The sequence below is a fragment of the Novosphingobium huizhouense genome, assembly GCF_020179475.1.
Taxonomy (GTDB): Bacteria; Pseudomonadota; Alphaproteobacteria; order Sphingomonadales; family Sphingomonadaceae; genus Novosphingobium; species Novosphingobium huizhouense.
Genome location: NZ_JAILXZ010000001.1, coordinates 790,253 through 813,537, shown reverse-complemented (window position 1 = coordinate 813,537; position 23,285 = coordinate 790,253). Strand labels below are relative to the sequence as shown.

Sequence of the window (23,285 nt, the reverse complement as noted above, 5' to 3'; positions counted from 1 at the left end):
GGGCGCGATGAGCCAAGTTCGCAACATCGTGATCCTGACCGGCGCGGGCATTTCAGCCGAAAGCGGCATTGACACCTTCCGCAGCGCCGGGGGCTTGTGGGAGCAGCACAAGGTCGAGGACGTCGCCACGCCCGAGGCGTTTGCCCGCGATCCCGAGCTGGTGCTGCGGTTCTACGACATGCGCCGCGCCGCGATCCAGACCAAGGAACCCAATCCGGCGCACGTCGCGCTGGCGCGGCTCGACCGCGAATGGGCCAAGCGCGTGCCCGGCGGCGACGTGCTGATCGTGACGCAGAACGTCGACGACCTGCACGAGCGCGGCGGCGCGGTGCGCGTGCTGCACATGCATGGGGAGCACCTCAACGCCTGGTGCACCGCGTGCGATGTGCGCAGCCGCTGGACCGGTCCCCTGATCGACCGTCCGCCCTGCCCCGCGTGTGGCGAACGGGCGTTGCGGCCCGATGTCGTGTGGTTCGGCGAGGTTCCCTACCGCATGGAGGAGATCCACGACGCGCTCCGAGAAGCGGACCTGTTCGTCTCGATTGGCACCTCGGGCGCGGTCTATCCGGCGGCGGGGTTCGTGCGCGCGGCGCGCGACCTCGGCGCGCGGACGCTGGAGCTGAACCTCGAGCGTTCGCAAGGCTCCGCCTGGTTCGACGAGACGCGGCTTGGCCCGGCGAGCGAGATCGTCCCGGCCTGGGTGGACGAGATGCTAGGCTGCTGAGCCGTTGCAGCCCCGGCATTCGGGATCGCGCGCGATCTTCATTGTGCGCAGGCCGGGCTTGAGCCCGTCGAGCACGTGGAGCTGGCCCCATTGCGGGTCGCCCAGCGTGGCGACGCCCTCCAGCAGCACCCGGATCGCCGCCATCGCGCCGAACGCGCCGACCATGCCGACCATCGCGCCGAGCACGCCCTGATCGGCGCAAGTGTCGCAATCCTCGGCATCGAAGGCATCGCCGACGAAGCAGCGGTAGCAGGCATGGCCTTCGCGATGGCCGGCGAAGTTGGCGACCTGGCCCTGGAAGCGGCCGAGCGCTGCAGTCGTGAGCGGTATGCCGGCGGCGACGCAGGCGTCCGACACGGCAAGGCGCGTGGCGAAGTTGTCGCAGCCATCGAGCACGACGTCCGCCCCGGCGATCAGCGCGGGTGCATTGTCGCGGCCGATGCGCACGGCGTGTGCGGCGACCGTGATCGCGGGATCGAACCGGCGCACCCAGTCGGCGGCGGCCTCGACCTTGGCCCTGCCGATATCGGCGGTCGTGTAGATCGTCTGGCGCTGGAGGTTGCTCGCCTCGACCGCGTCGTCGTCGATCAGGGTGAGCCGGCCGATGCCCGCGCCGGCGAGGTATTGCAGCGCCGGGCTGCCGATTCCGCCCATGCCGACGAGCACCACGTGGGCCTCCACCAGCCGCGCCTGACCCGCGCCGCCCACTTCGGGCAGGACGATGTGGCGGGCGAAGCGATCGAGGCGGTCGGGGGAGAGCGTCATGGTGCGGGCGATGTAGGGACTTTGCCGGCGATGCGAAAGCCGCGTGACAAGCCCTGCCCGCGCGCGCACTCTGGTCGAAACAGACCAGAACAAGGGATTGGATGCATGGGCGAGCTTGACGGCAGGATTGCATTGGTGACCGGCGCATCGCGCGGGATCGGCGCGGCGACCGCGCGGGCGCTGGCCGAGGCCGGGGCGAAAGTGGCGGTGACCGACCTTGCCGCGCCCGAGGACCTCGCGGCCGAGATCGACGGCATCGCGCGCGCGCAGGACGTGACCAGCGAGGAGGATTGGGCGGCGACGATCGACTGGCTCCGCGCCGAGGCGGGCGGGCTCGACGTGCTGGTCAACAATGCCGGGCTGTTCCTGATGAAGCCGCTGGTCGAGACCACGCTGGCCGAATGGCAGCGGCTGCACCGGGTCAATGTCGAAGGCGTGTTCCTCGGCACGCGCGCCGCCATTCCGTTGCTGGCCGAGCGCGCCGGGCAGTGGGCGGGCGGCGCATCGGTGATCAACCTGTCGTCGATGGCGGGGCTGGTGGGATCGGCGGGCGCGGCCTGCTACAACGCCAGCAAGGGCGCGGTGCGGCTGTTCACCAAGGGCGCGGCGCTGGAACTCGCGCCGCACAAGATCCGGGTCAATTCGGTGCACCCCGGCGTGATCGACACGATGATGGGCGACGAGGTGGTCAACGGCCTTGCCGGTCTGACCGGGCTCGGCGCCAACGAGGCGCGGGTGGCGGCGACGGCGATCCACCCGCTCGGCCACATGGGCCGGCCGCAGGACATCGCCAATGCGATCGTGTTCCTGGCGGGCGACAAGGCCGCGTTCATGACCGGCAGCGAGCTGGTGGTCGACGGCGGCGCGACGGCGGGGTGAAAGCGTGCCCGTGCCCGTGCGGACAGGGGCACGCAAGGCGCAGCGTCAGGCGACTTTCGCTTCGGCCTGCGCGAAATAGCCCGGCACCGCCGCGGCTTCGAGCGGCCGGCTGAAATAGAACCCCTGGAGGTGCGTGCAGCCGGCGGCCTCGGCCGGGCCGAGCAGCGCCGCTTCGCCGATGCCCTCGGCGACGACCTGCGCGCCGATCCTGCGGGCCATCGAGACCGCGGCGTCGAACACCGCGCGCGAGCGTTCGTCGTGGGCGAGATCGACGATCAGTTCGCGATCGAGCTTGAGCCGATCGAACGGGAACCCGCGCAGCAGCGACAGCGACGAATAGCCGGTGCCGAAATCGTCGAGCGCGATGCGGCAGCCGGCCTGGCGCAGCAGTTCGAGCGAGAGCAGCGCGCGGCGATTGCGTTCGATCGAGATCGATTCGGTGACTTCGAGGCACAGCCGCTGCGGCGCGATGCCGTGGCGGCGGCAGCTGTCGAGAAAGCGGCCGACGAACTGCTCCTGCTGGAGCTGCAGCGGCGAGAGGTTGAGGCTGAGCCCGATCCCCGGCCAGGCGGCGAGATCGGACAGCGCGCGCTCGACGATCCAGTCGCCCAGCCGGGTCATCATGCCGCTGCGCTCGGCGGCGGGAATGAAGCGCGACGGGGGCACCGAGCCGTGCGCCGGGTGGTCCCAACGGACCAGCGCCTCGACTTCGTGGGGATCGCCCGCGACCGGGTGGATCGGCTGGTAGACCATGCGCACCTCGTCGCGGCGCAGCGCCTCGGCGAGGTCGCGCTCGAGCGCGCGCTCGATCTCGTGGTCGGCGAGCAGCGCGTCGCGAAAGCCGGTCGCGCCGTTGCGGCCGCCGTGCTTCGAGGCATAGAGCGCAAGGTCGGCGCGCAGCAGCACGTCGGGAGCGCTGGTCGCCTTCCAGCCGAACCGCGCATCGCCGTGGCTGACGACGTAGCCCGCCGAGAGGGTGACGCGCACGCTGGTCGAATCGCAGGCGAAGGGCTCCGCGCCGACCAGCGCGACGATCCGCGCGGCAAGCGCGGCGGCGCTTTCGGCGGTGCCGAGCGGGATGAGCAGCGCGAACTCGTCGCCGCCGAGCCGGGCGACCATCGCCGCATCGCCGAGCGCCTCGCACAGGCGCCGGCCGATCAGGCGGATCAGGCAGTCGCCGACGGCGTGGCCGTAGTCGTCGTTGATGTATTTGAAGCGGTCGACGTCGGCGAGCATGACGAGGTGGTCGCCCGCGCGCGGGTCGGCGAGCACCGCGTCGAGCCGGTCCATGAAGGCGCGGCGGTTGGGCAACTCGCTGCCGGGATCGGTGAAGGCAAGGCCGCTGACGGCGCGGGCATTGCGGCGGAAGGTCTCGAGCGCGCCGGCAAGGCCATTGACCTCGGTCAGGCGCGAGGGCTCGATCGTGACGTCGAGGTCGCCGCCGGCGAGGCGCTGGAGCGCGCGGTGGACCTGGCGCAGCGCGGGCAGGATGTTGAACAGCACGTCGAACGAGATGCCGAGCACGGGCACCATCACCAGCGCGCCGAGCAGCCCGACGAGGACGTGCCAGCCGTCGATCAGCTCGGCAAGGTTGGCGAAGGCGTCGGCGCGGCGCGCGGTGATCGCGTGGTCCATCTCGGCGACCGTGTCGGCCATGCCGCGCAACGCGTGTTCAAGCCGGCGGCGGGCGGCGGGCGGCATCGGCTTGCCCGGCTCGAGCGCGAGCACCGGGCCGGTGATCGCGTCGAGATCGGTCAGCCGCTCCCAGCGGACGATGCCGGTGGCGCCGCCGGCGAGCGCGGCGGAGATGTCGTTGGCGGCCGAATCGACCGCGATCGCGTCCTCGGTGAACAGGTCCCGCCCGCGCTCGGTGTCGAGTGCGCTGCGCGGCAGGGTCAGCGCCAGCGCGTCGATGCGGAAGGTGGCGACCGCCTCGGTCAAGGCGCGCGACTTGTCAGACAGCGCGACCGCCTGGCGATAGGCCTCGCTCTCCTGGCGCAGCTGGAGCGCGCGCTGCTGCGAGACGAACTGCTGGCCGACCATGCCCAGCCCGATCAGGATCAAAGCGGCGGTGGTGCGGTAATGGAAGCTGCCGACGATGCCGCGCCACCAGTCGCGGCGCCATACCCGCCAACCGAACACGACCAATGGCGCTCGCACCTTGCTGACGGGATCGTTCATGCGGGGATCTCTAGGGCGACCGAAGTTAAGGTTCCGTCGGCATCCGTTTCACCCAACCGTCACAATTCGGCCGCCGCGGGCGCCTGTTCTGGTAGGCCCGGCGCGGTGCGCACGATATTCCGTATTGCTGCGCAGTAGCGCTCGCGGAAGGGCGACCGGGCGGCTCGGCGATCGCGTTTGCGCACGCCGCGCCGAACGCCGGCCCTTCCGGTGGGCGCGGCGATGTGCCAAAGCGCCCGCCACAGATCCCACACCCGACGACCAGACCCTGGCCGAGAGAACCACGATGTCCGAACTGCTCAAGATCACCCTGCCCGACGGTTCCGTGCGCGAGGTCGCGCCCGGCACCACGCCGGCGGACATCGCCGCGGCGATCGGGCCGGGCCTCGCCAAGGCGGCGATCGCCGCGCGCGTCGATGGCGAACTGCGCGACATCATGCGCCCGCTCGAGGCCGACGCGCAGCTTGCGCTGGTGACGGCGAAGGACGAAGCCGACGCGCTCGACCTTGCCCGCCACGACTTCGCGCACCTCCTCGCCGAAGCGGTGCAGGCGCTGTTCCCGGGCACGCAGATCACCTTCGGGCCGAGCACCGACGACGGCTTCTACTACGACTTCGCGCCGAAGGATCGCCCGTTCACCGACGACGACCTGCCTGCGATCGAGGCGAAGATGCGCGAGCTGATCGCCGCCAACAAGCCGCTGCGCCGCGAGGAATGGAGCCGCGAACAGCTGATCAGCCGCTGGAAGCAGCAGGGCGAGACGTTCAAGGCCGAATGGGCCGCCGAACTGCCCGAGGGCGAGGCGCTGACCGTCTACTGGTCGGGCGACGACTGGCTCGACATGTGCCGCGGGCCGCACTTGGCCAGCACCGGCAAGCTCGATCCCCAGGCGTTCAAGCTGACGCGCGTTTCGGGCGCCTACTGGCGCGGCGACCAGAAGAACGCGATGCTGAGCCGCATCTACGGCACCGGCTGGCTCAACAAGAAGCAGCTCGATGCGCACCTGACGCGGCTTGAGGAAGCGGCCAAGCGCGACCACCGCAAGCTCGGCAACGAGATGGACCTGTTCCACCTCCAGGCCGAAGCGCATGGCTCGGTGTTCTGGCACCCCAAGGGCTACAAGGTGTGGCGCGAGCTCGAAGCCTACATGCGCCGCGCGATCGACGATGCCGGCTACCGCGAGGTGAAGACGCCGCAGGTGATGGACGCGCGGCAGTGGGAGCAGTCGGGCCACTGGGGCAAGTACCGCGAGAACATGTTCGTCATTCCCGACGAAGTGCCCAACACCGAGGAAGAAGGCCCGCTCGTTTCCAACGATGCGGACTGGATGGCGCTGAAGCCGATGAACTGCCCGGCGCATGTGCTGATCTTCCGCCAGGGCATCAAGTCGTACCGCGACCTGCCGCTGCGCCTTTATGAAAACGGCTGCTGCCACCGCAACGAGCCGCACGGCGCGCTGCACGGGCTGATGCGCGTGCGCCAGTTCACGCAGGACGATGCCCACATCTTCTGCCGCGAGGACCAGATCGTTTCGGAAGTGCAGGCGTTCTGCGAACTGGCCGACCGCATCTACAAGGACTTCGGCTTCACCTACTCGATCAAGCTGGCGCTGCGCCCCGAAAAGCGTTTCGGCAGCGAGGAGATGTGGGACAAGGCCGAGGCCGAGCTGCGCGACGCGGTGGTGCGCGCAGGCCTTGCCACGGAGCAGTACGGCTGGGAGGAACTGCCGGGCGAAGGCGCGTTCTATGCGCCCAAGCTCGAATGGCACCTGACCGACGCGATCGGCCGCACCTGGCAGGTCGGCACGATCCAGTCGGACCGCGTGCTGCCCGAACGGCTCGATGCGAGCTACATCGGCGAGGACGGCGAAAAGCACCGCCCGGTGATGCTGCACCGCGCGATCTTCGGTTCCTACGAGCGCTTCATCGGCATCCTGATCGAGCACTTCGCCGGCAAGCTGCCGACCTGGCTCGCCCCGGTGCAGGCAGTGGTGGCGACGATCGTGTCTGATGCCGACGACTACGCGCTCGACGCCGTGGCCAGGCTCAAGGCGGCGGGCATCCGCGTCGAGAGCGACCTGCGCAACGAGAAGATCAACTACAAGGTGCGCGAACATTCGCTGCAGAAAGTCCCCTACCTGCTGGTGGTGGGCAAGCGCGAGGCCGAGGAAGGCACCGTCGCCATCCGCACGCTGGGCGAGCAGCAGCAGAAGTTCGTTTCGCTCGACGAAGCCATCGCGTTGCTCAAGGCCGAGGCGACGGCGCCGGATTTGCGCTGAAGCTTGATTCGCGCGGCGATTGCCGGAGGCGGCGGAATGCCCGCCGCCTCCGCATCACCCCCAAGACATCCTTAACCGCCGCCAAGGCATAGTCCCGTCGACGGAACAGACGGGGACCCGCGCCATGTCGCATCATTTTCGGGATATTGCCGCGCGCGCGGTCGCCGACGGGGTGATCGATGCGCACGAAGTGCTGGCGCTGCGCCAGCTCGTCTGGCCCGACGGGGTGGTTTCGCCCGACGAGGCCGAAGCCATCCTCGTGCTCAACGATCACGTGCGCGAGCATACGCCCGAATGGACCGACTTCGTGGTCGAGGCGGTGGGCGAGTTCGTGATCAACGGCTGCGCCCCGCGCGGCTATGTCAGCGCCGACACCGCCGACTGGCTGATCGCGCGGATCGACCACGACGGGCGGCTCGATTCGATGACCGAGCTCGAACTGATCGTGCGCGTGCTCGAAAAGGCGCTCAACTGCCCCGAGCGGCTCAAGGCCTATGCGCTGGTGCAGATCGAGCGCGCGGTGGTGTTCGGCTCGGGCCCGACGCGCAGGCATGGGGCGCTGTCGGCCGGGAGCATCGGCGCTGCCGAATGCGCGCTGCTGCGGCGGATGATCTTCGCGGGCGGCGGCAGCGGCCCCGCGCAGGTGACCAGGTCCGAAGCGGAAATGCTGTTCCGGATCAAGGACGCGACGCTCGACGGCGACAACGCGCCCTGCTGGGAGCGGCTGTTCGTGCAAGGGGTGGCGAACTTCCTGCAAGGGTGGAAGCGCCCCGAGCAACTGACCCGCGAACGCGCCGGCCAGCTCGAGTCGTTCATGGAGGACCGCACCACCAACGTCGGGCGGTTCTTCGGCCGGATGGCCCGGACGGCACCGAACGGTCTCCAGTCGGGCTTGCGCGGAACCGGCTTCGGGCGGCGCGGCCTCGGCGCGCACTCGGTGGCCGAGGCGCGCGCCGACTTCGAGGTGACCGACAGCGAGCGGCTGTGGCTCGACACCCAGATCGACGCCGACGACACGCTCGACCCGCTCGAGCAGGCGCTGCTGCGCTTCGTCATGCAGGACGAAAGCTGACGCGGCTCACGCCGCCGGCTTGAGTTCCGGCGCGGGCTTGTACTTGGCGGCATCGGTGGTGAACTCGGCGTGGCCGAGGCTGCCGAGGTAGCTGCGCACCTTGCCCACCAGCCGCCGGTCGGCAAGATGGCGCACGATCGGCGTCTTCGCGGCGACGCCATAGGCCTGGACCTGCCCCATCAGGGTGAGCCCCACGGCGGCGGCGCGCATCTTGTCGATCGGGCGGATCCTGACCCCGAAGCCGGCGGCGATGGCTTCGCTGCCGTCGCAGAAGTTCTGCATGAAGTAGACCTTGGCAAACGAGCGTTCGAGCCGGTCGCGGACCTTGCCGGCAGGCGTCGAGGTGTCGGCGAGATCCGCTTCCATCGTCGCGCGCAACAGGCCGCCGCAGGTAGCTTCGTCGAACCCGCTGCGCAAGCTGAGCGCGCGGGCGTTCCAGGCATCGACGATGCCGCGCGGGCTTTCGGCAAGCAGGTCCTCGGGCAGGCCGAGCAGGAAGCAGCGATAGCGCGACAGTTCGATCTGCGCGCGCTCCTCGGGGGTGAAGTCCTCGCGGCCTTCCTTGAGCACCTTCGACGAAATGAGGAAGTCGGAGATGAGGCCGGCGGGCATCTGGTCGACCTGCGGGATCGGAATGCCATAGACCTTCTGGTCCCAGCGCCCGCGCGACAGCACATTGAAGCGCACCATCGAATGCATCAGGCGGACCATGGCGGCGGCCTTGAAGCCGGGGCCGAAGCGGCCGAGCGCGCCGGGCAGCACCGATGTGCCGAAGAACGTGGCGGTCTCCTTGATCCGGCGCGCGGCGGTCTTGTTCGACAGCGTGCCGGTCAGCGCCATCGGCAGCGCGGCGTACTTGTTCATGAAGGTGGCGATGAACGCGCCGCGGATGGCCCAGGGAGCGAAGTTGGCGAAGGCGACGCGCTGGAGCCGCGCACCTTCCTCGACCAGCTTCATGTCGACCCACGCCGGCGTCGCCTCCATCGCGCGGATGAACGCGACGAGTTCGGCCGGGGCGCCGTCGACCTTGTCGACCCCATTGTCGCAAGCCTCGACCAGCATGTCGACGAGGCGCTTGAAGCCGTGCTGCGGGATCAGCGCGGCATAAGGGTCGGCCACGGCATCGCCCATCATCGTGTAGGCGGCCATGCGATCCATCAGGTCACGATCGTCGAGCAGCCGGGCAGCAACGCCGGGATGGCCGCGCAGCTCGCTGCGGGCGATGTCGTCCACGCTCGCGCCCAGCAGGCGCTCGGGATGGATCGCGAAGTCGACCGCGCCGTACATCGCCGGGTTGTCGGTCTTCTGCGCTTCGATCCGGCGGCGCAGCTCTGCAATCGGGGTGGGCATGGGACTTCGCTCCGTCGGACGGCCGTCGAGGCAAAAATACTATCCCGTGATAGAAATTCAAGCCCTGCCCTAGAGGGCGTCGATCTCGGCATCGAGCGCGGCGGTGATCGCGGCGAGCTGCGGACCGGCGATGTCGTCCCAGCCGAACACGCGCAGCGCGACCGCGCGGCCCGACTGGAAGGCGGTGAGGCTGGCGATCATCAGCATGGCGCGGATCCGCGCCTGCTCGTCGACCACCTCGCGCCCCTGGATGCGGGCGATCATCGCGGCGATCAGCTCGATCCCCGGCGCGAACAGGCGCTCGAGCATGACGTCGAAGGCAGGGCCGGGCGCGAGCAGCTCGCGGCTAACGAAGGCGCCCCACAGCCCTGCCGAATCGGCGCCGGTCATCGCGCGGGCGACGGCGGCCATCGTGCTCTTGAGCGCGGCGCGAAGGTCGGTCTCGCCCGCGAGCAGCGCCTGCGCCGCCGCTTCGGCGGGCGCCCGGGTCAAGGCGACGAAGCGTGCGGCGATCTCCTCGGCGCAGGCACGGTAGAGCCCTTCCTTGCCGCCGAAATAGTATTGCAGCGAGGGCAGCGTCGCGCCCGCGCCTTGGGCGATGGCGCGCGTGGTCGCGGCGGCAAAGCCGACCCGGCCGAACTCGGCAATGGCGACTTCGAGGATGCGCTGGCGCGATTGGTCGCCCTTGCGGTAGCCGCCGCGCCGGCTTCCCGCTTGCGATCCTCGCGTCACTTGCGCGGTGTCAGACAGTGAAGCTTTCCCCGCAGCCGCACGAACCCTTGGCATTGGGGTTCTGGAACACGAAACCGGCGGTGAAATCGTCCTCCTGCCAGTCCATCGTGCTGCCGATCAGGTAGAGCACCGAAGCGGCGTCGATGAAGAACAGGCCGCCCGGCGTCTCGATCCGTTCGTCCATCGCGTTCGCCTCGGTCACGTAGTCGACCGAGTAGGCGAGCCCCGAACACCCGCGGCGCGGGGTCGACAGCTTGACCCCGATCGCGCCTTCGGGCGCGCTCGCCATCAGCGTTGCGACCCGCGCCTCGGCGCTGGGCGTGAGCACGACGGCGGCGGGACGGGGGCGGCGGCCGGTGGTGGCGATGGTGGCGGTGTCGGTCATGGCAGATCCAATATAGGGCGCAGCTTACAGCATTCCCAGTTCGAGCTTGGCCTCGTCGCTCATCTTCTGCGGATCCCACGGCGGATCCCAGACGAGGTTGACCTCGGCATCGCGCACGCCCGGCACCGCCGAGACGCGCAGTTCGACTTCGCCCGGCATCGATTCGGCGACCGGGCAGTGCGGCGTGGTCAGCGTCATCGTGACGGCGACATGGCCGTCCTCGCCGACGTCGACACCGTAGATCAGGCCGAGGTCGTAGATGTTGACCGGGATTTCGGGGTCGAAGATGTCGCGCAGCGCTGCGATCACGCCTTCGTAGATCGCGCCGCCCGGCTCGCCCGCGGCGAGGCCCTGCGGCTTTTCGGCGAGGAAGCCTTCGAGGTAGTCGCGCTTGCGCTCGAGCTTTTCGGCCGCGGTTTCGAGGGGCGTCTCCTCGACGGCGTCGTCGACGAAGGCGCGGCGGGGCGCGGCGACCTCGTGCACTTCCTCGATCGCGAACTTGCGGGTGTCGTCGTTCATCCGAAGATCCTCATCGTCCTTTCGATGCCGCGGACGAGCGCGGCGATATCGCTGTCATCGCTGTAGATGCCGAAGCTGGCGCGCGCGGTCGCGGGCACGCCGAGGTGCTCCATCAGCGGCTGCGCGCAATGGTGGCCGGCGCGGATCGCGACGTTCTCCTCGTCGAGGATCGTGCCGAGATCGTGCGGGTGGACGCCATCGATCGCAAAGCTGACGATGCCGGCGCTGTCGTCCGGACCGAACAACCGCACCGAGTTGAATCGGCCGAGCTCTGCACGCGCCTGACGCACCAGCGCGGCTTCGTGGGCGTGGATGGCCTCAAGCCCGATCCCTGCAACGAACTCTACCGCGACGCCGAAGCCGATCGCCTCGACGATCGCGGGCGTGCCCGCCTCGAAGCGCTGCGGCGCGGGCGCCCAGGTCGTGCGTTCGAAGGAAACGCGGTCGATCATCGAGCCGCCGCCCTGCCAGGGCTGCATCGCATCGAGGATTTGGGCCTTGGCCCAGAGCGCGCCGATGCCGGTCGGGCCATAGAGCTTGTGCGCGGAAAAGACGTAGAAATCGCAGCCGAGCGCCTTCACGTCGACCGGCAGGCGCGCGACCGACTGGCAGCCGTCGAGCAGGATCTTCGCCCCCACGCCGTGCGCCAGCGCGACCGCGCGCGGCGCATCGAGCACCGAGCCGAGCACGTTGGAGACGTGCGCCAGCGCGACCAGCTTGTGCGCCGGCGTCAGCATGCGCTCCGCCGCGTCGAGATCGATGCGGCCGTCCTCGGTCAGCGGGCAGACGTCGATGGCGACGCCGGTGCGGTCCTGGATCAGCTGCCAGGGCACGATGTTCGAATGATGCTCGAGCTGCGAGAGCAGGATGCGGTCGCCGCTCTTCAGGTTGGCGAGGCCCCAGCTCTGCGCGACGAGGTTGATCGCCTCGGTCGCGCCGCGGGTGAACACCAGCTCGTGCTCCGCCCCGCCGACCAGCGCGGCGACGCGGCGACGCGCGGCCTCGTAGCCGAGCGTCATTTCGGCCGAGCGGGTATAGACCCCGCGGTGGACGGTGGCGTAGTCGGCACCCAGCGCGCGGGTCACCGCGTCGATCACCTGCCGCGGCTTCTGCGCGGTGGCGGCGCTGTCGAGGTAGTGCCAGCGCCGGCCGTCGGCATCGACGAGGCCGGGCCACTCCTCGATGCGGGTGAGCGTGTCCAGGATCACAGCAAGCCCTCCAGCGCAGCGATCGCGGCCTGCGTCAGCCGCTCCTCCTCGGCCGCGCCGACGAAGGCTTCGGCGATGAACGCCTGGAGCATCAGCTTCTTGGCCTCGGCGGGCGGAAGGCCGCGCGATTGCAGGTAGAACAGGCCCTGCGCGTCGAGTTCGCCGACCGCGCAGCCGTGCGCGCACTTGACGTCGTCGGCGTAGATCTCGAGCTCGGGCCGCGCATTGGCGGTGGCGGTGCGATCGAGCAGCATGGCGCGGATCGACTGTTCGCCGTCGGTGCCGACCGCGCCGCGATCGACCACCACGCGCCCGAGGTAGGTCCCCGTCGCATGGCCGGCGAGGACCGAGCGCACGACCTGGTTCGAGGTCGCGTCGGGTTCGGCGTGGACGACTTCGGTGACGATCTCGAGCGTCTGGTCCCCGCCCGCCAGCTGCGCCGCGCCGAAGTGAAAGTTCGCGCCCTTGCCCAGCGTGACCCGCACGGCGACGCGGCCATAAGCGCGCCCGGCATTGAGCACGCGCAGGTCGTAGCTCGCGCCTTCGCCCAGCACGATCTCGATGTCGCGGGCCTGCGCGCCGTCGGCATCGACCACGATGGCCCTGGCACCCTGTTCGCCCGCGCCCAGCACGATGCGTTCGGCGGGCAGCGGCCAGAGCGTTTCGAGCGCGGCAAGGTCGGCGTAGCGATACGCTTCGTCCTTGCGGGTGGGCAGGGTCGCGACGGTCATGCGACGACGGCCTCGTAGCCGTGCTGTTCGAGTTCGAGCGCGAGTTCGGGCCCACCCGAACGGACGATCCGGCCGCCGGCGAGGACGTGGACGAAGTCTGGCTTCACGTAGTCGAGCAGGCGCTGGTAGTGGGTGATCAGCAGCACGGCCTTGTCGCTCTTGCGCATGATCGCGTTGATGCCTTCGCCGCAGACCCGCAGCGCATCGATGTCGAGGCCGGAGTCGGTCTCGTCGAGGATCGCTAGCTTCGGATCGAGGATGCCCATCTGGACCATCTCGGCGCGCTTCTTCTCGCCGCCTGAAAAGCCGACGTTCACCGGGCGCTTGAGCATGTCCATGTCCATGCGCAGCAGCCCGGCCTTTTCCTTGGCGAGCTTGAGGAACTCGCCGCCCGAAAGCGGCGGCTCGCCCCGTCCCTTGCGCTGGGCGTTGAGCGCCTCGCGCAGGAACTGGACGTTGGAAACGCCCGGGATCTCGACCGGATACTGGAAGCCCAGGAACAGCCCGGCGGCGGCGCGCTCGTGCGGCTCCATCGCGAGCAGGTCGGCGCCGTCGAAATCGACCGAGCCGCCGGTGACGTCATAGCCCGGACGGCCGCCGAGGGTATAGGCGAGCGTCGACTTGCCCGCACCATTGGGCCCCATGATCGCGTGGATCTCGCCCGCGTTGATGGTCAGCGACAGCCCCTTGAGGATCGGCTTGCCGGCGACTTCGTTGGCGAGGTTGTCAATTTTCAGCATTGCGTTTTCCGGTCGTGCAATTGGCGAGGTAATCGGCGCGGACCTCGTCGAAGAGGTCGCGCCAGCTCTTTTCGGTGGCGCGGGCATCGTCGAGCAGCTTCTGCCGGGCATCGAGCTGGGCGAGCGCGGTGGCGGTCGTCGCCTGTCCGCTGGCGCTCGCCGGGGCGCCGGTCGGCGCGGCGGCGAGCAGCGTCGAGCGCTCCTGCGCGATGGCGCGCTGTTCGGCATAGGCGGCGGCGGCGAACTCGGTGCGGCGGTGGGGCTCGTTGCCGATCAGCGTCTTCATCTCGCCACGGTCGCAGGTCTTGACCGCCGCGAGCGCGGGCGCGGGATCGGGCACGTCGGCCGCCACCATCAGGGCTGCCAGCAGCATCATCGCGGCGCGACCCGGGGGCGCGGGCCGGCACGACCACCGCGCGGGGCGGCGCCGGCGAAGCGCGGCGTGCGCGCCGGCCGTGCCGGACGGGTCAGCGCGGCGACCGCAGCGCGCACCTGTTCGACCGCCGCGCCGACGTCGGCCAGCACCGCCTCGGGCTCGAAGCGCAGGACGGTGAGCTTCTGCTCGGCAAGCTGCCGGTCGGCGCGCTCGGCAAGCGCAGGATCGCCCCCCAGCATCAGCGCCAGCGGGCGCTGGCGGCACTGGAAATCGGCGATGACCGAGCCCGCCACCGCCTTGCGCTTGAACAGCAGCGCCGGGAAGGCCTCGGCAAGCGCCGCGGCCAGCGCCTGCTCCGCCGGCGAAGGGTGGCGGCGCTGCTCGCGCGCGAGATCGTGGATGCGGTCGAGCCGCGAGGCGGAAATGGCGCGCCGGGGTCGCGCACCGGGTGCATCGACGGCGGCGGCCGGGCGGAGAGTGAGGGTCTTCTTCATCAGGCGAGCTGCGGCAGGTATTGCGCGCGGCGGCCCCGCATCACGTCGACCACGTTCTTGACCATGGCGAGGTGGCGGCGGCCGCGGGCGTGCCGGCGGTAATGGTCGGGGAAGCCGGCGACGTCGAAGGGCGCGCCGGCGCGCGCGGCGAGGTAGTCCTTGTCGGCGGGCAGATGGAGCATCGCGGCGTCGAGCGAGCGCGCCAGCGGCTGGATGCGCGTGCGGGTCCGCGCCGACCACCAGCGCTGGACGAAGCCGAGCGAGCCGGCTTCGCGCAGCGGGAAGCCGCGCGCGGCGAGCCGCAGCAGCGCGCTGGTCACGACCATCTCGTCGCCGGTGTGGTGCGTGGTGCCGAGCGCGGCGAGATAGTGGGGCCAGATCGCCTCGATCTCGGCGGAGAGCACCGCGAAGTTGGCGGGGCTTCCGGCGATGAACTCGCCACCGTACCAGCGATGATTGCCCGCCGGCACGTCGAACTTGCCGAGGTCGCGGCTGAGCACGTCGCCGAATGCCGAGGCGACGTGGTCCCAGATGTCGTAGACGTAGAGCGCGTCGGGATCGGGCAGCGCGAACTTGCGCTGGACCACCATGTCGAGATCGACCAGCGCCACCTGCTCGCCGAGCGCGCCGGTGCCGAACATCGAGAGCAGGTCGAGCTTGTAGTGCGCCGCCTGGAACGGGATGCCGCCGGGCACTTCGCGCGCGAAAGCCCCCGCGATCACCTCGGCCGCGCCGGCGAGGCCAAGCCCCGCAAGCCGCGCCTCGAGCCATTCGGGCGCATTGCTGACCAGCCGGAAGGGCATGTCGGCGACCCGCGCCGATGCCGCCAGAGTCGCGGCATTGCGCAAATAGACATCAACCTTCTGCGGCGCAGGGGACGCGGGATCGGTGGCGAGGACCGCCGGGTCGGCCACGTGCATCAGTCCATAGAGCTGCAACATCACCCCACACTCCCTTCGAGCGAGATGCCGAGGAGCTTCTGCGCCTCGACCGCGAATTCCATCGGCAGTTGCTGCAGCACCTCGCGCGCGAAGCCGTTGACGATCAGCGCCACGGCATCCTCCTGCGACAGCCCGCGCTGCATCGCGTAGAACAACTGGTCGTCGGAGATCTTGCTGGTGGTCGCCTCGTGCTCGATCGTCGCGCCGGGGTTGCGCACCTCGATGTAGGGCACGGTGTGCGCGCCGCATTCGCCGCCGAGCAGCAGGCTGTCGCACTGGGTGAAGTTGCGCACCCCGTCGGCCTGCGGCGCGACGCGGACGAGGCCGCGGTAGGTGTTGTTCGACTTGCCCGCGCTGATCCCCTTGGACACGATCGTCGAGCGCGTGCCCTTGCCGTTGTGGATCATCTTGGTGCCGGTATCGGCCTGCTGGTGGTTGTTGGTCACCGCCACCGAGTAGAACTCGCCCACCGAGTCCTCGCCGTTGAGCACGCACGAGGGGTACTTCCAGGTGATCGCGCTGCCGGTTTCGACCTGGGTCCAGCTGACTTTCGAGCGGGCGCCCTGGCACAGCGCGCGCTTGGTCACGAAGTTGTAGATGCCGCCCTTGCCCTCGGCGTCGCCGGGGTACCAGTTCTGGACGGTGGAATACTTGATCTCGGCATCATCGAGCGCGACCAGTTCGACCACCGCGGCGTGGAGCTGGTTTTCGTCGCGCTGCGGCGCGGTGCAGCCTTCGAGGTAGGAGACGTAGGCGCCCTTGTCGGCGACGATCAGGGTGCGTTCGAACTGGCCGGTGTTCTCGGCATTGATGCGGAAATAGGTCGACAGCTCCATCGGGCAGCGCACGCCCTCGGGGATGTAGACGAAGGTGCCGTCGGAAAAGACCGCGCAGTTCAGCGCCGCGAAGTAGTTGTCGTGCATCGGCACGACCTTGCCCAGCCAGCGCCGCACGAGATCGGGGTATTCGCGGATCGCCTCGCTGATCGAGCGGAAGATCACGCCGGCGGCCTCGAGCTCCTTGCGGAAGGTCGTCGCCACCGAGACGCTGTCGAACACCGCATCGACCGCGACCTTGCGCACGCCGGCCAGCACCTTCTGCTCCTCGAGCGGGATGCCGAGCTTTTCGTAGACGCGCAGGATTTCAGGATCGACCTCATCGAGGCTGTCGAGCTGCTTCTTCGCCTTGGGCGCGGCCCAGTAGTAGGCCTCCTGGTAGTCGATCGGCGGGATCGACAGCTTCGCCCAGTCGGGTGTGGGCATCGTCAGCCAGTGGCGATAGGCCTTGAGCCGCCAGTCGAGCATCCATTCGGGCTCGTCCTTCTTGGCCGAGATGAAGCGGATGGTGTCTTCGGACAGCCCCTTCGGACCATATTCCTGCTCGATGTCGGCGACCCAGCCGTGCTCGTATTCGGCGACGCGTGCGGCCGCGTCGCGCGCGGCCTGGTCGCGCACGGGCGTGTCGAATTCGACGGGCGCGGGGGAGAGATCGTCGCTCATGGCATCAACTCGGGCGAAAAGGAGAGGGAGGGGGCGTGCGAGGGGGTGGCAGACGGCGTCGGCGCAGAAGACGGAAACGGGCGCGACAGCTGGACCAGCGAGATGCCCGCCAGCGCGCCGCGCAGCGCGGCGTCGACCACCGGCCAGTGCGGACGGACCGAGCAGGCGGGTTCGAGGGTGCAGTCGTTGCGGCCGGGCATCGAGCAGCTGGCCAGCGCGATCGGCCCCTCGACCGCCTCGACGATGTCGGCAAGCGTGATCGCCGCGGCCGGGCGGGCGAGCTTGAGGCCGCCGCCGAGCCCGCGCACGGACTTGAGCAGCCCCGCTGCCGAAAGCTTGCTCACCAGCTTCTGCACGGTGGGCAACGGCAGCCCGGTCTCTTCGGCGAGCTGCTGCGCGGTGACGCGCGCCCCGCCGCAATGGCGCGCGGCGGCGCTCATCGTGACGACCGCGTAGTCGGCCATGCTGGAAAGACGCATCTCGGGAAATCCGCCTGGGAATCGGGCCGGACCGAAATCGGACCGGATTGCTCCGGTTATCTAGGCGGCGGGACCGGGAAAGGCAAGGCGCGAACCGCGCATCGCGGCGGCGGTCGCCCCCGAGGGCCGGCTCAGCTCTCGCCCCCGCCGCCGCCGAAGTCGCTCGGCAGCGCGGCGAAGCTCGGGCTCACCTCGCGGAAGTTGCGCAAGTCGAGCAGCGCGGAAAGCACCGGCGCGTCGCTGGCGCCGAGCCGGGCCGGCGTGCGCCCGGCAAAGAGCCGCAGTTCGCGGATCATGTGCGACTGGTCGTAGAACTGGTCCTCGACCATCGCGATCTGCTCGGGCGGAGTATCGGGGTGGCCGAGCAGTGCCGCGGCCCGCAGCGCGCGATACTTGCGCGCAAGCTGCTTGGGCGGAAGCCCGAAATAGAGATCGACCAGGCGCTGCAGCTGGCGCGGCGAATAGGGCGAGCGGGCGGCGAGGTCCTCGACCATCGGCGAGAGCGAGCCGCCCAGCCAGTCCGCGACGATCGCGATCAGCCGGGCGTGGGCCGGCGGGACATCGCGCAGCAGCGGCACCAGCGCGGCGCTGGTCAGCTCGACCATTTCGGGCGCGGACAGGCCGGGCGCCTCACCCAGCGCATTGTAGCGCGCGGCAAGTGCCTGCGCGAAGGCGGTGAGCGAGGGATCGATCGCCTCGCCCGCTTCGAGCAGCCGGTTGGCGTGGGTGGCCGCCGACAGCCCGCCGGTCAGCGCGCCCCAGCCGAGCGGGCTGATCGCGGCGCCGAACACGTGCCACGGACCATTGACCAGGATCGGCGCCGCCGCCGACAACGGCGTGAGCAGGCTGGCGGGGTGGCTCGGGTCGATCGTCCCGTCGCGCACGAACAGCTCGCCGTTTCCGCGCAGGAAGAACGTCAGCAGCCCCGCGCTCGCCGGACGCAGGTCCGAGATCAGCGGTTCTTCGCAGGTGAAGTGGAAGAATGTGGTGACGAACGGGGCGAGCGGCTCGGGCGCAGGATAATAGTCGAGCTTGATCAGGCCGGCATTGGTCAGAGGCCGCCGTGCCAATTCGGCACGCCGCCGCTCGAAATCCGCCGCACGGAGTCGATCCGCGCGCGCCCCTGATGTCAAGCCTAGCCCCATGGGGAAACCCAATCGGGAAACCGGGGAACCTGTCAAGCAGGTACCCTTTGGGGCAGGCGAAAAAAAGGCGGTCGCGCCAGGGGCACGACCGCCCTGAAGTCGAGAACCCGATACATCGCTGCACCGAGCCCTTCGGGTCGCAAGGCCTCACTACGGTATCGCTCGATTCGGGAATTGTACGGATTCGACAAAATCGGTGGCCCACATGCAACAGCGTTCGCCAATTCCGAGGTAGGGTGAAACAATGCGGTGAAACGGTCATAATACCGACTTGGCGCATCGAGGCGCACCCGCGATAGCTGGCGCATCTTCCCAACGCTCGATGGACTTCGCACCAGGATGCTCTACCAAGCCGCACGGCCCCTGCTTTTCCGTATCCCGGCCGAGCCCGCCCACCGCCTGACGATTGCCGCGCTCAAGACGCTGCCGGTCGGGACCGCCGCGGCGCCCGAGCCCGCGCTGGCGCAGCGCGTCGCGGGCCTCGTTTTTCCCAATCCGGTTGGTCTTGCGCCCGGCTTCGACAAGAATGCCGAAGTCGCCGACCAGATGTTCGAGCTCGGCTTCGGCTTCGTCGAGATCGGCACGGTCACGCCGAGACCGCAGGAGGGCAACCCGAAGCCGCGCCTGTTCCGCCTGGTCGAGGACCAGGCGGTGATCAATCGCATGGGCTTCAACAACGAAGGGTCGCTGGTCGTTTCGGAGCGCCTGCGCCGGCGCAAGGGCCGCCCCGGGATGCTCGGCGCGAACATCGGCGCGAACAAGGATTCGCCTGACCGCGTTGCCGACTATGCGCAGATGACGCGGATCATGGCGCCGCTCGCCAACTACCTGACCGTCAACATCTCCTCGCCCAACACCCCCGGCCTGCGCGCGCTGCAGGACGAGAAGGCGCTGGGCGAGCTGCTCGACGCGGTGATCGAGGCGCGCGGCGCCAACCCGACCCCGATCTTCCTCAAGCTCGCGCCCGACCTTGCGCGCAGCGACATCGACGCGATCTGCCGCATCGCCATCGACAAGCGGCTCGATGCGCTGATCGTGTCGAACACCACGATCACCCGGCCGGGCCTGCGCTCGCCGCTCGCCGAGGAAACCGGCGGCCTGTCCGGCGCGCCGCTCAAGACGCTCGCGCTCGAGCGGCTGCGCGACTTCCGCATCGCCAGCGGCGGGCGGATTCCGCTGATCGGGGTGGGCGGCATCGCCAGCGTCGACGATGCCTGGGACCGCATCCGCGCGGGCGCCAGTCTGATCCAGATCTACAGCGCGATGATCTACGAAGGCCCGGGCCTTGCACGGCGGATCGTGCGTGGCCTTGCCGAACGCGTGCGCAGCGAGGGGTTGACCAGCATTGCCGAGGCGGTCGGCAGCGAATAGCCTGCAGGCCATGACGCTTCGCTCGACCCGCGCGCCCGCCCGGCCCGCACTTCTCGCCCGGCCGCCTCGGTCCGCCCGGCTTGTCCCCCTCCTTGGCAGCCTCGCCCTCGCGGCCTGCGCCGTGCCGATGCAGACGCCGGTCCAGTCGGCCGCCGCGCGCCCCGCGCCGGTCGCCGGACAGGCCGACAGCGTCCGCGCAGGCGAGCGCGGCATTGTCTCGGCCGCCGATCCGCGCGCTGCCGACGCCGGCGCCCAGATGCTCCGCCTCGGCGGTTCGGCGACGGACGCCGCCATCGCCACGATGCTGGCGCTGAGCGTGGTCGAGCCGCAGAGTTCGGGCATCGGCGGCGGCGGCTTTCTCGTCGCAGGTGATGCCGCGGGCCACGTCGCGACCATCGACGGGCGCGAGACGGCCCCCGCCGCCGCCGATCCGCGCTGGTTCTACGTCGATGGCAAGCCCCTGAGCGTGCCCGAGGCGATCCCCGGCGGGCGCAGCGTCGGCGTGCCCGGCTCGCTCCGGCTCGCGGCGCTGGCGCACGAGCAGCGCGGCGTGCTGTCGTGGCGCACGTTGTTCCAGCCGGCGATCCGCCTTGCCCGCGACGGCTTCGTGGTCACGCCCCGCCTCTACATGATGCTGAGCCGTTACCCGGGCACGGCGGGCTTCGATCCGGCGGGCCGCGCGCTCTATTTCGGCGAGGACGGCAAGCCCAAGCCGGTCGGCACGGTGATCCGCAACCCCGCCCTCGCGACGTTCCTCGAAAGCATCGCGGGCCGCGGCGCCGACGCCTTCTATTCCGGCGACAACGCGGCGACGCTCGCCGCCAAGGTCGGCACCGCGCCGCGCAACCCCGCGCCGATGACCACGGCCGACATCGCCGCCTATCGCGCCGTGCCGCGCGATCCGGTCTGCGCTCCGTACCGCACCTGGCGCATCTGCGGCATGGGGCCGCCTTCGTCGGGCGCCACCACCGTCTATGCCGTGCTCAAGCAGCTCGAGCGCTTCGACCTCAAGGCGCTCGGCCCGGACAACCCGGTGTTCTGGCACCTGCTCGCCGAGTCCGAACGGCTCGCCTACGCCGACCGCGACCGTTACCTCGCCGACCCCGCCTTCGTTTCGGTGCCGGTGCGCGGGCTGACCGATCCCGGATACCTCGCCGAGCGATCGCGACTGATCTCGGAGACGACCACCATCGCGGCCGTCGGTGCGGGCACGCCGCCGCAGGCCACCGCGCTGCTCGCCCCGGCGCCGCAGCAGGAGGAGCACGGGACCTCGCACTTCGTCGCGATCGACCGCAACGGCAATGCGGTCAGCTATACCTCCACCGTCGAAAGCGCGTTCGGATCGGGGGTGATCGTCAACGGCTACTTCCTCAACAACGAGCTGACCGACTTCAACATCGTTCCCGACAAGGACGGACTGGCCACCGCCAATCGCGTCGAGCCGGGCAAGCGGCCGCGCAGTTCGATGGCGCCGACCCTGATCTACGGCCCCGACGGCGCGCTGGTCATGGCGGTGGGCGCAGCCGGCGGCGCGACGATTCCGGCACAGGTGATCCGCACGATCATCGGCGTGCTCGACTGGAACCTGCCGGTAGCGCGGGCGCTCGCACTGCCGGTGCTGTTCGCGCCGGGGGGCGATGCGGTCTATATCGAGAAAGGGTCGGCGCTCGAAGCCATGGCGCCCGCGCTCCAGGCGCTCGGCCACGCCAAGGTGACCGCGATCGAGATGCCGCTCAAGTCCAATGCCGTCGTCCGCGCAGGAGAGCGCTGGGTCGGCGGCGCCGACCCACGCAGCGAGGGCGCCGCGGTCGCCCAGTAGCGGCGCGGCGGCACCGCCCGGTCACAGGTTGAGGGTAAGGTCCCAATAGCCGTAGTGCGTGTCGCCGTTGGCGCGGCCATTGGGCGCATCGCGCAGCAACCGGCCCTTGAGCAGGGTGGCGACGCCCATGTCCGACTGGAGCAACCCCGGAACGATCCAGTAGCGCAGCCGTGCCTCGAGCTGGGTTCCGGCAAAGCGGCCCGACGCCCCGCCCGCATCGCGCACGCCGGTCGCCGCGAACGTGTCGCGGACGTTCTCCGCCCAGGCGAGCCGCGCCGTCGCCATCAGGTCGAGCCGCTTGCCGGGCACCGCCTCGACCCGCAGCCCGGGAGAAACGAGGTTGGCGCGCTGGAGCGGTCCGAACAGGCTGGTCGGCCCGAAATCGGCCCGGCGCGCGCCGAACAGCGTGTCGAAGCGGCGGAAGTGGCCGGCGCGGCCCGAATCGCCGCTCGCCGCATCGAACAGCGCCGACAGCCGCGGGGTCCAGCCGCCGGCGAACGTGTACCCGGCTTCGGCGTGGACCAGCCAGGCCGACACCGCGAGGTCGCTGGTGTCCGCCGCGGCCGCCGACTTGCGCGCGGTGCCGGACTGCCAGGCCACCTCGACGTCGTGGTCACCTTTGCCTTCGGCGGGCTTCGCGAAGGCCCTTGCGCCCAGCGTCCACAAGCGGCGATCGCGCGTCGCCCAATCAGGCCGGTCGTGCTCGACCAGCCGCAACGCGTAGAATTCGAGCGTACCGCCGAGCACCTTGGGGACGGTGACGTCACCCCCGAAGAACTGCTGGTCGATCGTCTCGCGATCGAGTTCGACCTTGTTGTCGGCGATGTCCGCGGCAGCATCGGGAAGGCGGACCTGCGGCATCGTCCAGAAGCCGATCGCGCGCACGCCGTTCGCGGTGGTCCAGTCCGCCTGCACCCCGGTGAAGGCGTTGGTGGTGTTGCGGAAGCGGTTGCGCGCGACGAGCCGGCGCCCGCCGAGGTCCATGGTGAAGCGGCCGAGCGTGACCAGGCCATGCGCGCCCTTCGCGCCCTTGCCGAACGCCCCCTTGCCCGAATCGCCGAGTTCGAGACGGATGAACGCCTGCACCGGCTCGAACGCATTGACCTCGGCAGTTCCGGCGGTCGAGTTCGAGCGCTGGAAATAGGCGCGGCTGTCCTGCACTTCGCCCCCCAGGCGCACCCGTCCGGCGTCGTATTCGGCGACGACGTCGGTGCGCAGCGACAGCATCGAATCGCCATCGGGCCCGCTCGCCCGGAACTGGTTGTCGATCGCATCGACGCGCGTCCGCAGCGAAGCGGTGATCTGCAGGTCGTCGGGCGCGCCCAGCGCCTGCGCCAGCGGCCCCTGCCGGGCTTGCGCGGGGCCGGCGGCGAGGCCCGCTGCGGCAACCGCGCAAAGGGCCGACAGGGCAACTCTGTTCATCGACCTCGGCATTGCTGGCAACCCTCTGATTCCGCCCGCGTTCGGGGTTTGGGCGCGGCCTGCGGGGCCGCATCCCGGGGCTATGGCAGCTAGGCGCTGAACTGCAAAGGACGACTTGCCTGCTCCAGCGGGTTTGACTAAGGGTCCGCCCGTCACTTGGGGAGTAGCCTTCCGC

At 69.9% G+C, this 23,285-nt stretch carries 22 protein-coding genes; 6 read left to right on the top strand and 16 right to left on the bottom strand.

The genetic code is table 11. The features are described from left to right. Positions 1–7: 7 nt before the first annotated feature. Positions 8–724: an NAD-dependent deacylase gene (locus tag K3A85_RS04030; protein ID WP_225205208.1), complete on the top strand. Its 717-nt coding sequence runs from the start codon at positions 8–10 to the stop codon at positions 722–724. Here K3A85_RS04030 and K3A85_RS04025 read toward each other — a convergent pair. Next, positions 713–1,489 (bottom strand): HesA/MoeB/ThiF family protein, encoded by a 777-nt coding sequence (locus K3A85_RS04025; protein WP_225205207.1) that lies wholly within the window; start codon positions 1,487–1,489, stop codon positions 713–715. The genes K3A85_RS04030 and K3A85_RS04025 overlap by 12 nt on opposite strands. Before the next feature lie 105 nt (positions 1,490–1,594). Here K3A85_RS04025 and K3A85_RS04020 point away from each other — a divergent pair, with 105 nt between their 5' ends. Then, positions 1,595–2,368 (top strand): SDR family NAD(P)-dependent oxidoreductase, encoded by a 774-nt coding sequence (locus tag K3A85_RS04020; RefSeq protein WP_225205206.1) that lies wholly within the window; start codon positions 1,595–1,597, stop codon positions 2,366–2,368. 45 nt (positions 2,369–2,413) lie between these two features. Here K3A85_RS04020 and K3A85_RS04015 read toward each other — a convergent pair whose 3' ends face one another. Then, the gene (locus K3A85_RS04015) at positions 2,414–4,549 is read right to left on the bottom strand and encodes a putative bifunctional diguanylate cyclase/phosphodiesterase (protein ID WP_225205205.1); all 2,136 of its coding nucleotides are present in this window, start codon (positions 4,547–4,549) and stop codon (positions 2,414–2,416) included. Between the two features lie 286 nt (positions 4,550–4,835). On the opposite strand from K3A85_RS04015, the gene thrS reads away from it, so the two are divergent. Further along, entirely contained in the window at positions 4,836–6,827 is a 1,992-nt protein-coding gene (gene thrS, locus K3A85_RS04010; RefSeq protein WP_225205204.1) for a threonine--tRNA ligase, read from the top strand. Positions 6,828–6,951: 124 nt separating this feature from the next. Further along, positions 6,952–7,899, top strand: coding sequence for a hypothetical protein (locus tag K3A85_RS04005; protein ID WP_225205203.1), 948 nt, complete (start codon positions 6,952–6,954; stop codon positions 7,897–7,899). A gap of 6 nt (positions 7,900–7,905) precedes the next feature. On the opposite strand, the gene K3A85_RS04000 is transcribed toward K3A85_RS04005, so the two are convergent. From K3A85_RS04000 to K3A85_RS03940, 13 genes are all read right to left on the bottom strand, one after another. Beyond that, positions 7,906–9,249 (bottom strand): oxygenase MpaB family protein, encoded by a 1,344-nt coding sequence (locus K3A85_RS04000; protein ID WP_225205202.1) that lies wholly within the window; start codon positions 9,247–9,249, stop codon positions 7,906–7,908. 69 nt (positions 9,250–9,318) lie between these two features. Beyond that, positions 9,319–9,981, bottom strand: coding sequence for a CerR family C-terminal domain-containing protein (locus K3A85_RS03995; protein WP_225205201.1), 663 nt, complete (start codon positions 9,979–9,981; stop codon positions 9,319–9,321). A gap of 10 nt (positions 9,982–9,991) precedes the next feature. Next, positions 9,992–10,366: a HesB/IscA family protein gene (locus K3A85_RS03990; RefSeq protein WP_225205200.1), complete on the bottom strand. Its 375-nt coding sequence runs from the start codon at positions 10,364–10,366 to the stop codon at positions 9,992–9,994. A gap of 24 nt (positions 10,367–10,390) precedes the next feature. Further along, on the bottom strand, positions 10,391–10,885 hold the full coding sequence (locus K3A85_RS03985) for an SUF system Fe-S cluster assembly protein (RefSeq protein WP_225205199.1): 495 nt from the start codon (positions 10,883–10,885) through the stop codon (positions 10,391–10,393). Further along, entirely contained in the window at positions 10,882–12,093 is a 1,212-nt protein-coding gene (locus K3A85_RS03980) for a cysteine desulfurase (protein WP_404822883.1), read from the bottom strand. The genes K3A85_RS03985 and K3A85_RS03980 overlap by 4 nt, the downstream gene beginning before the upstream one ends. Beyond that, positions 12,090–12,824 (bottom strand): SufD family Fe-S cluster assembly protein, encoded by a 735-nt coding sequence (locus K3A85_RS03975; RefSeq protein WP_225205198.1) that lies wholly within the window; start codon positions 12,822–12,824, stop codon positions 12,090–12,092. The genes K3A85_RS03980 and K3A85_RS03975 overlap by 4 nt, the downstream gene beginning before the upstream one ends. Beyond that, positions 12,821–13,564 (bottom strand): Fe-S cluster assembly ATPase SufC, encoded by a 744-nt coding sequence (sufC, locus tag K3A85_RS03970; protein ID WP_225205197.1) that lies wholly within the window; start codon positions 13,562–13,564, stop codon positions 12,821–12,823. The genes K3A85_RS03975 and sufC overlap by 4 nt, the downstream gene beginning before the upstream one ends. Continuing rightward, positions 13,551–13,940 (bottom strand): hypothetical protein, encoded by a 390-nt coding sequence (locus K3A85_RS03965; RefSeq protein WP_225205196.1) that lies wholly within the window; start codon positions 13,938–13,940, stop codon positions 13,551–13,553. Before K3A85_RS03965 ends, sufC begins: the two co-directional genes overlap by 14 nt. Then, positions 13,937–14,434 (bottom strand): DUF559 domain-containing protein, encoded by a 498-nt coding sequence (locus tag K3A85_RS03960; protein ID WP_225205195.1) that lies wholly within the window; start codon positions 14,432–14,434, stop codon positions 13,937–13,939. Before K3A85_RS03960 ends, K3A85_RS03965 begins: the two co-directional genes overlap by 4 nt. Continuing rightward, positions 14,434–15,375 carry a hypothetical protein gene (locus tag K3A85_RS03955; RefSeq protein WP_225205194.1) on the bottom strand — a complete coding sequence of 314 codons (942 nt, stop codon included), beginning with the start codon at positions 15,373–15,375 and terminating at the stop codon, positions 14,434–14,436. Before K3A85_RS03955 ends, K3A85_RS03960 begins: the two co-directional genes overlap by 1 nt. Then, positions 15,375–16,874 (bottom strand): Fe-S cluster assembly protein SufB, encoded by a 1,500-nt coding sequence (gene sufB, locus K3A85_RS03950; protein WP_225205193.1) that lies wholly within the window; start codon positions 16,872–16,874, stop codon positions 15,375–15,377. The genes K3A85_RS03955 and sufB overlap by 1 nt, the downstream gene beginning before the upstream one ends. Then, on the bottom strand, positions 16,871–17,353 hold the full coding sequence (locus tag K3A85_RS03945; RefSeq protein WP_225205192.1) for an RrF2 family transcriptional regulator: 483 nt from the start codon (positions 17,351–17,353) through the stop codon (positions 16,871–16,873). The genes sufB and K3A85_RS03945 overlap by 4 nt, the downstream gene beginning before the upstream one ends. Positions 17,354–17,484: 131 nt before the next feature. Further along, positions 17,485–18,423: a helix-turn-helix transcriptional regulator gene (locus tag K3A85_RS03940; protein ID WP_225205191.1), complete on the bottom strand. Its 939-nt coding sequence runs from the start codon at positions 18,421–18,423 to the stop codon at positions 17,485–17,487. Positions 18,424–18,837: 414 nt separating this feature from the next. Between K3A85_RS03940 and K3A85_RS03935 the strand changes: the two genes are divergently transcribed. Further along, a complete protein-coding gene (locus tag K3A85_RS03935; protein ID WP_225205190.1) occupies positions 18,838–19,869 on the top strand; it encodes a quinone-dependent dihydroorotate dehydrogenase in 1,032 nt (343 codons plus the stop codon). Positions 19,870–19,996: 127 nt separating this feature from the next. Continuing rightward, entirely contained in the window at positions 19,997–21,688 is a 1,692-nt protein-coding gene (locus tag K3A85_RS03930) for a gamma-glutamyltransferase family protein (protein WP_225205189.1), read from the top strand. Positions 21,689–21,709: 21 nt separating this feature from the next. Here the strand turns inward: K3A85_RS03930 and K3A85_RS03925 are convergent, their stop codons facing one another. Further along, positions 21,710–23,110 (bottom strand): alginate export family protein, encoded by a 1,401-nt coding sequence (locus K3A85_RS03925; protein WP_225205188.1) that lies wholly within the window; start codon positions 23,108–23,110, stop codon positions 21,710–21,712. Positions 23,111–23,285: the final 175 nt, after the last annotated feature.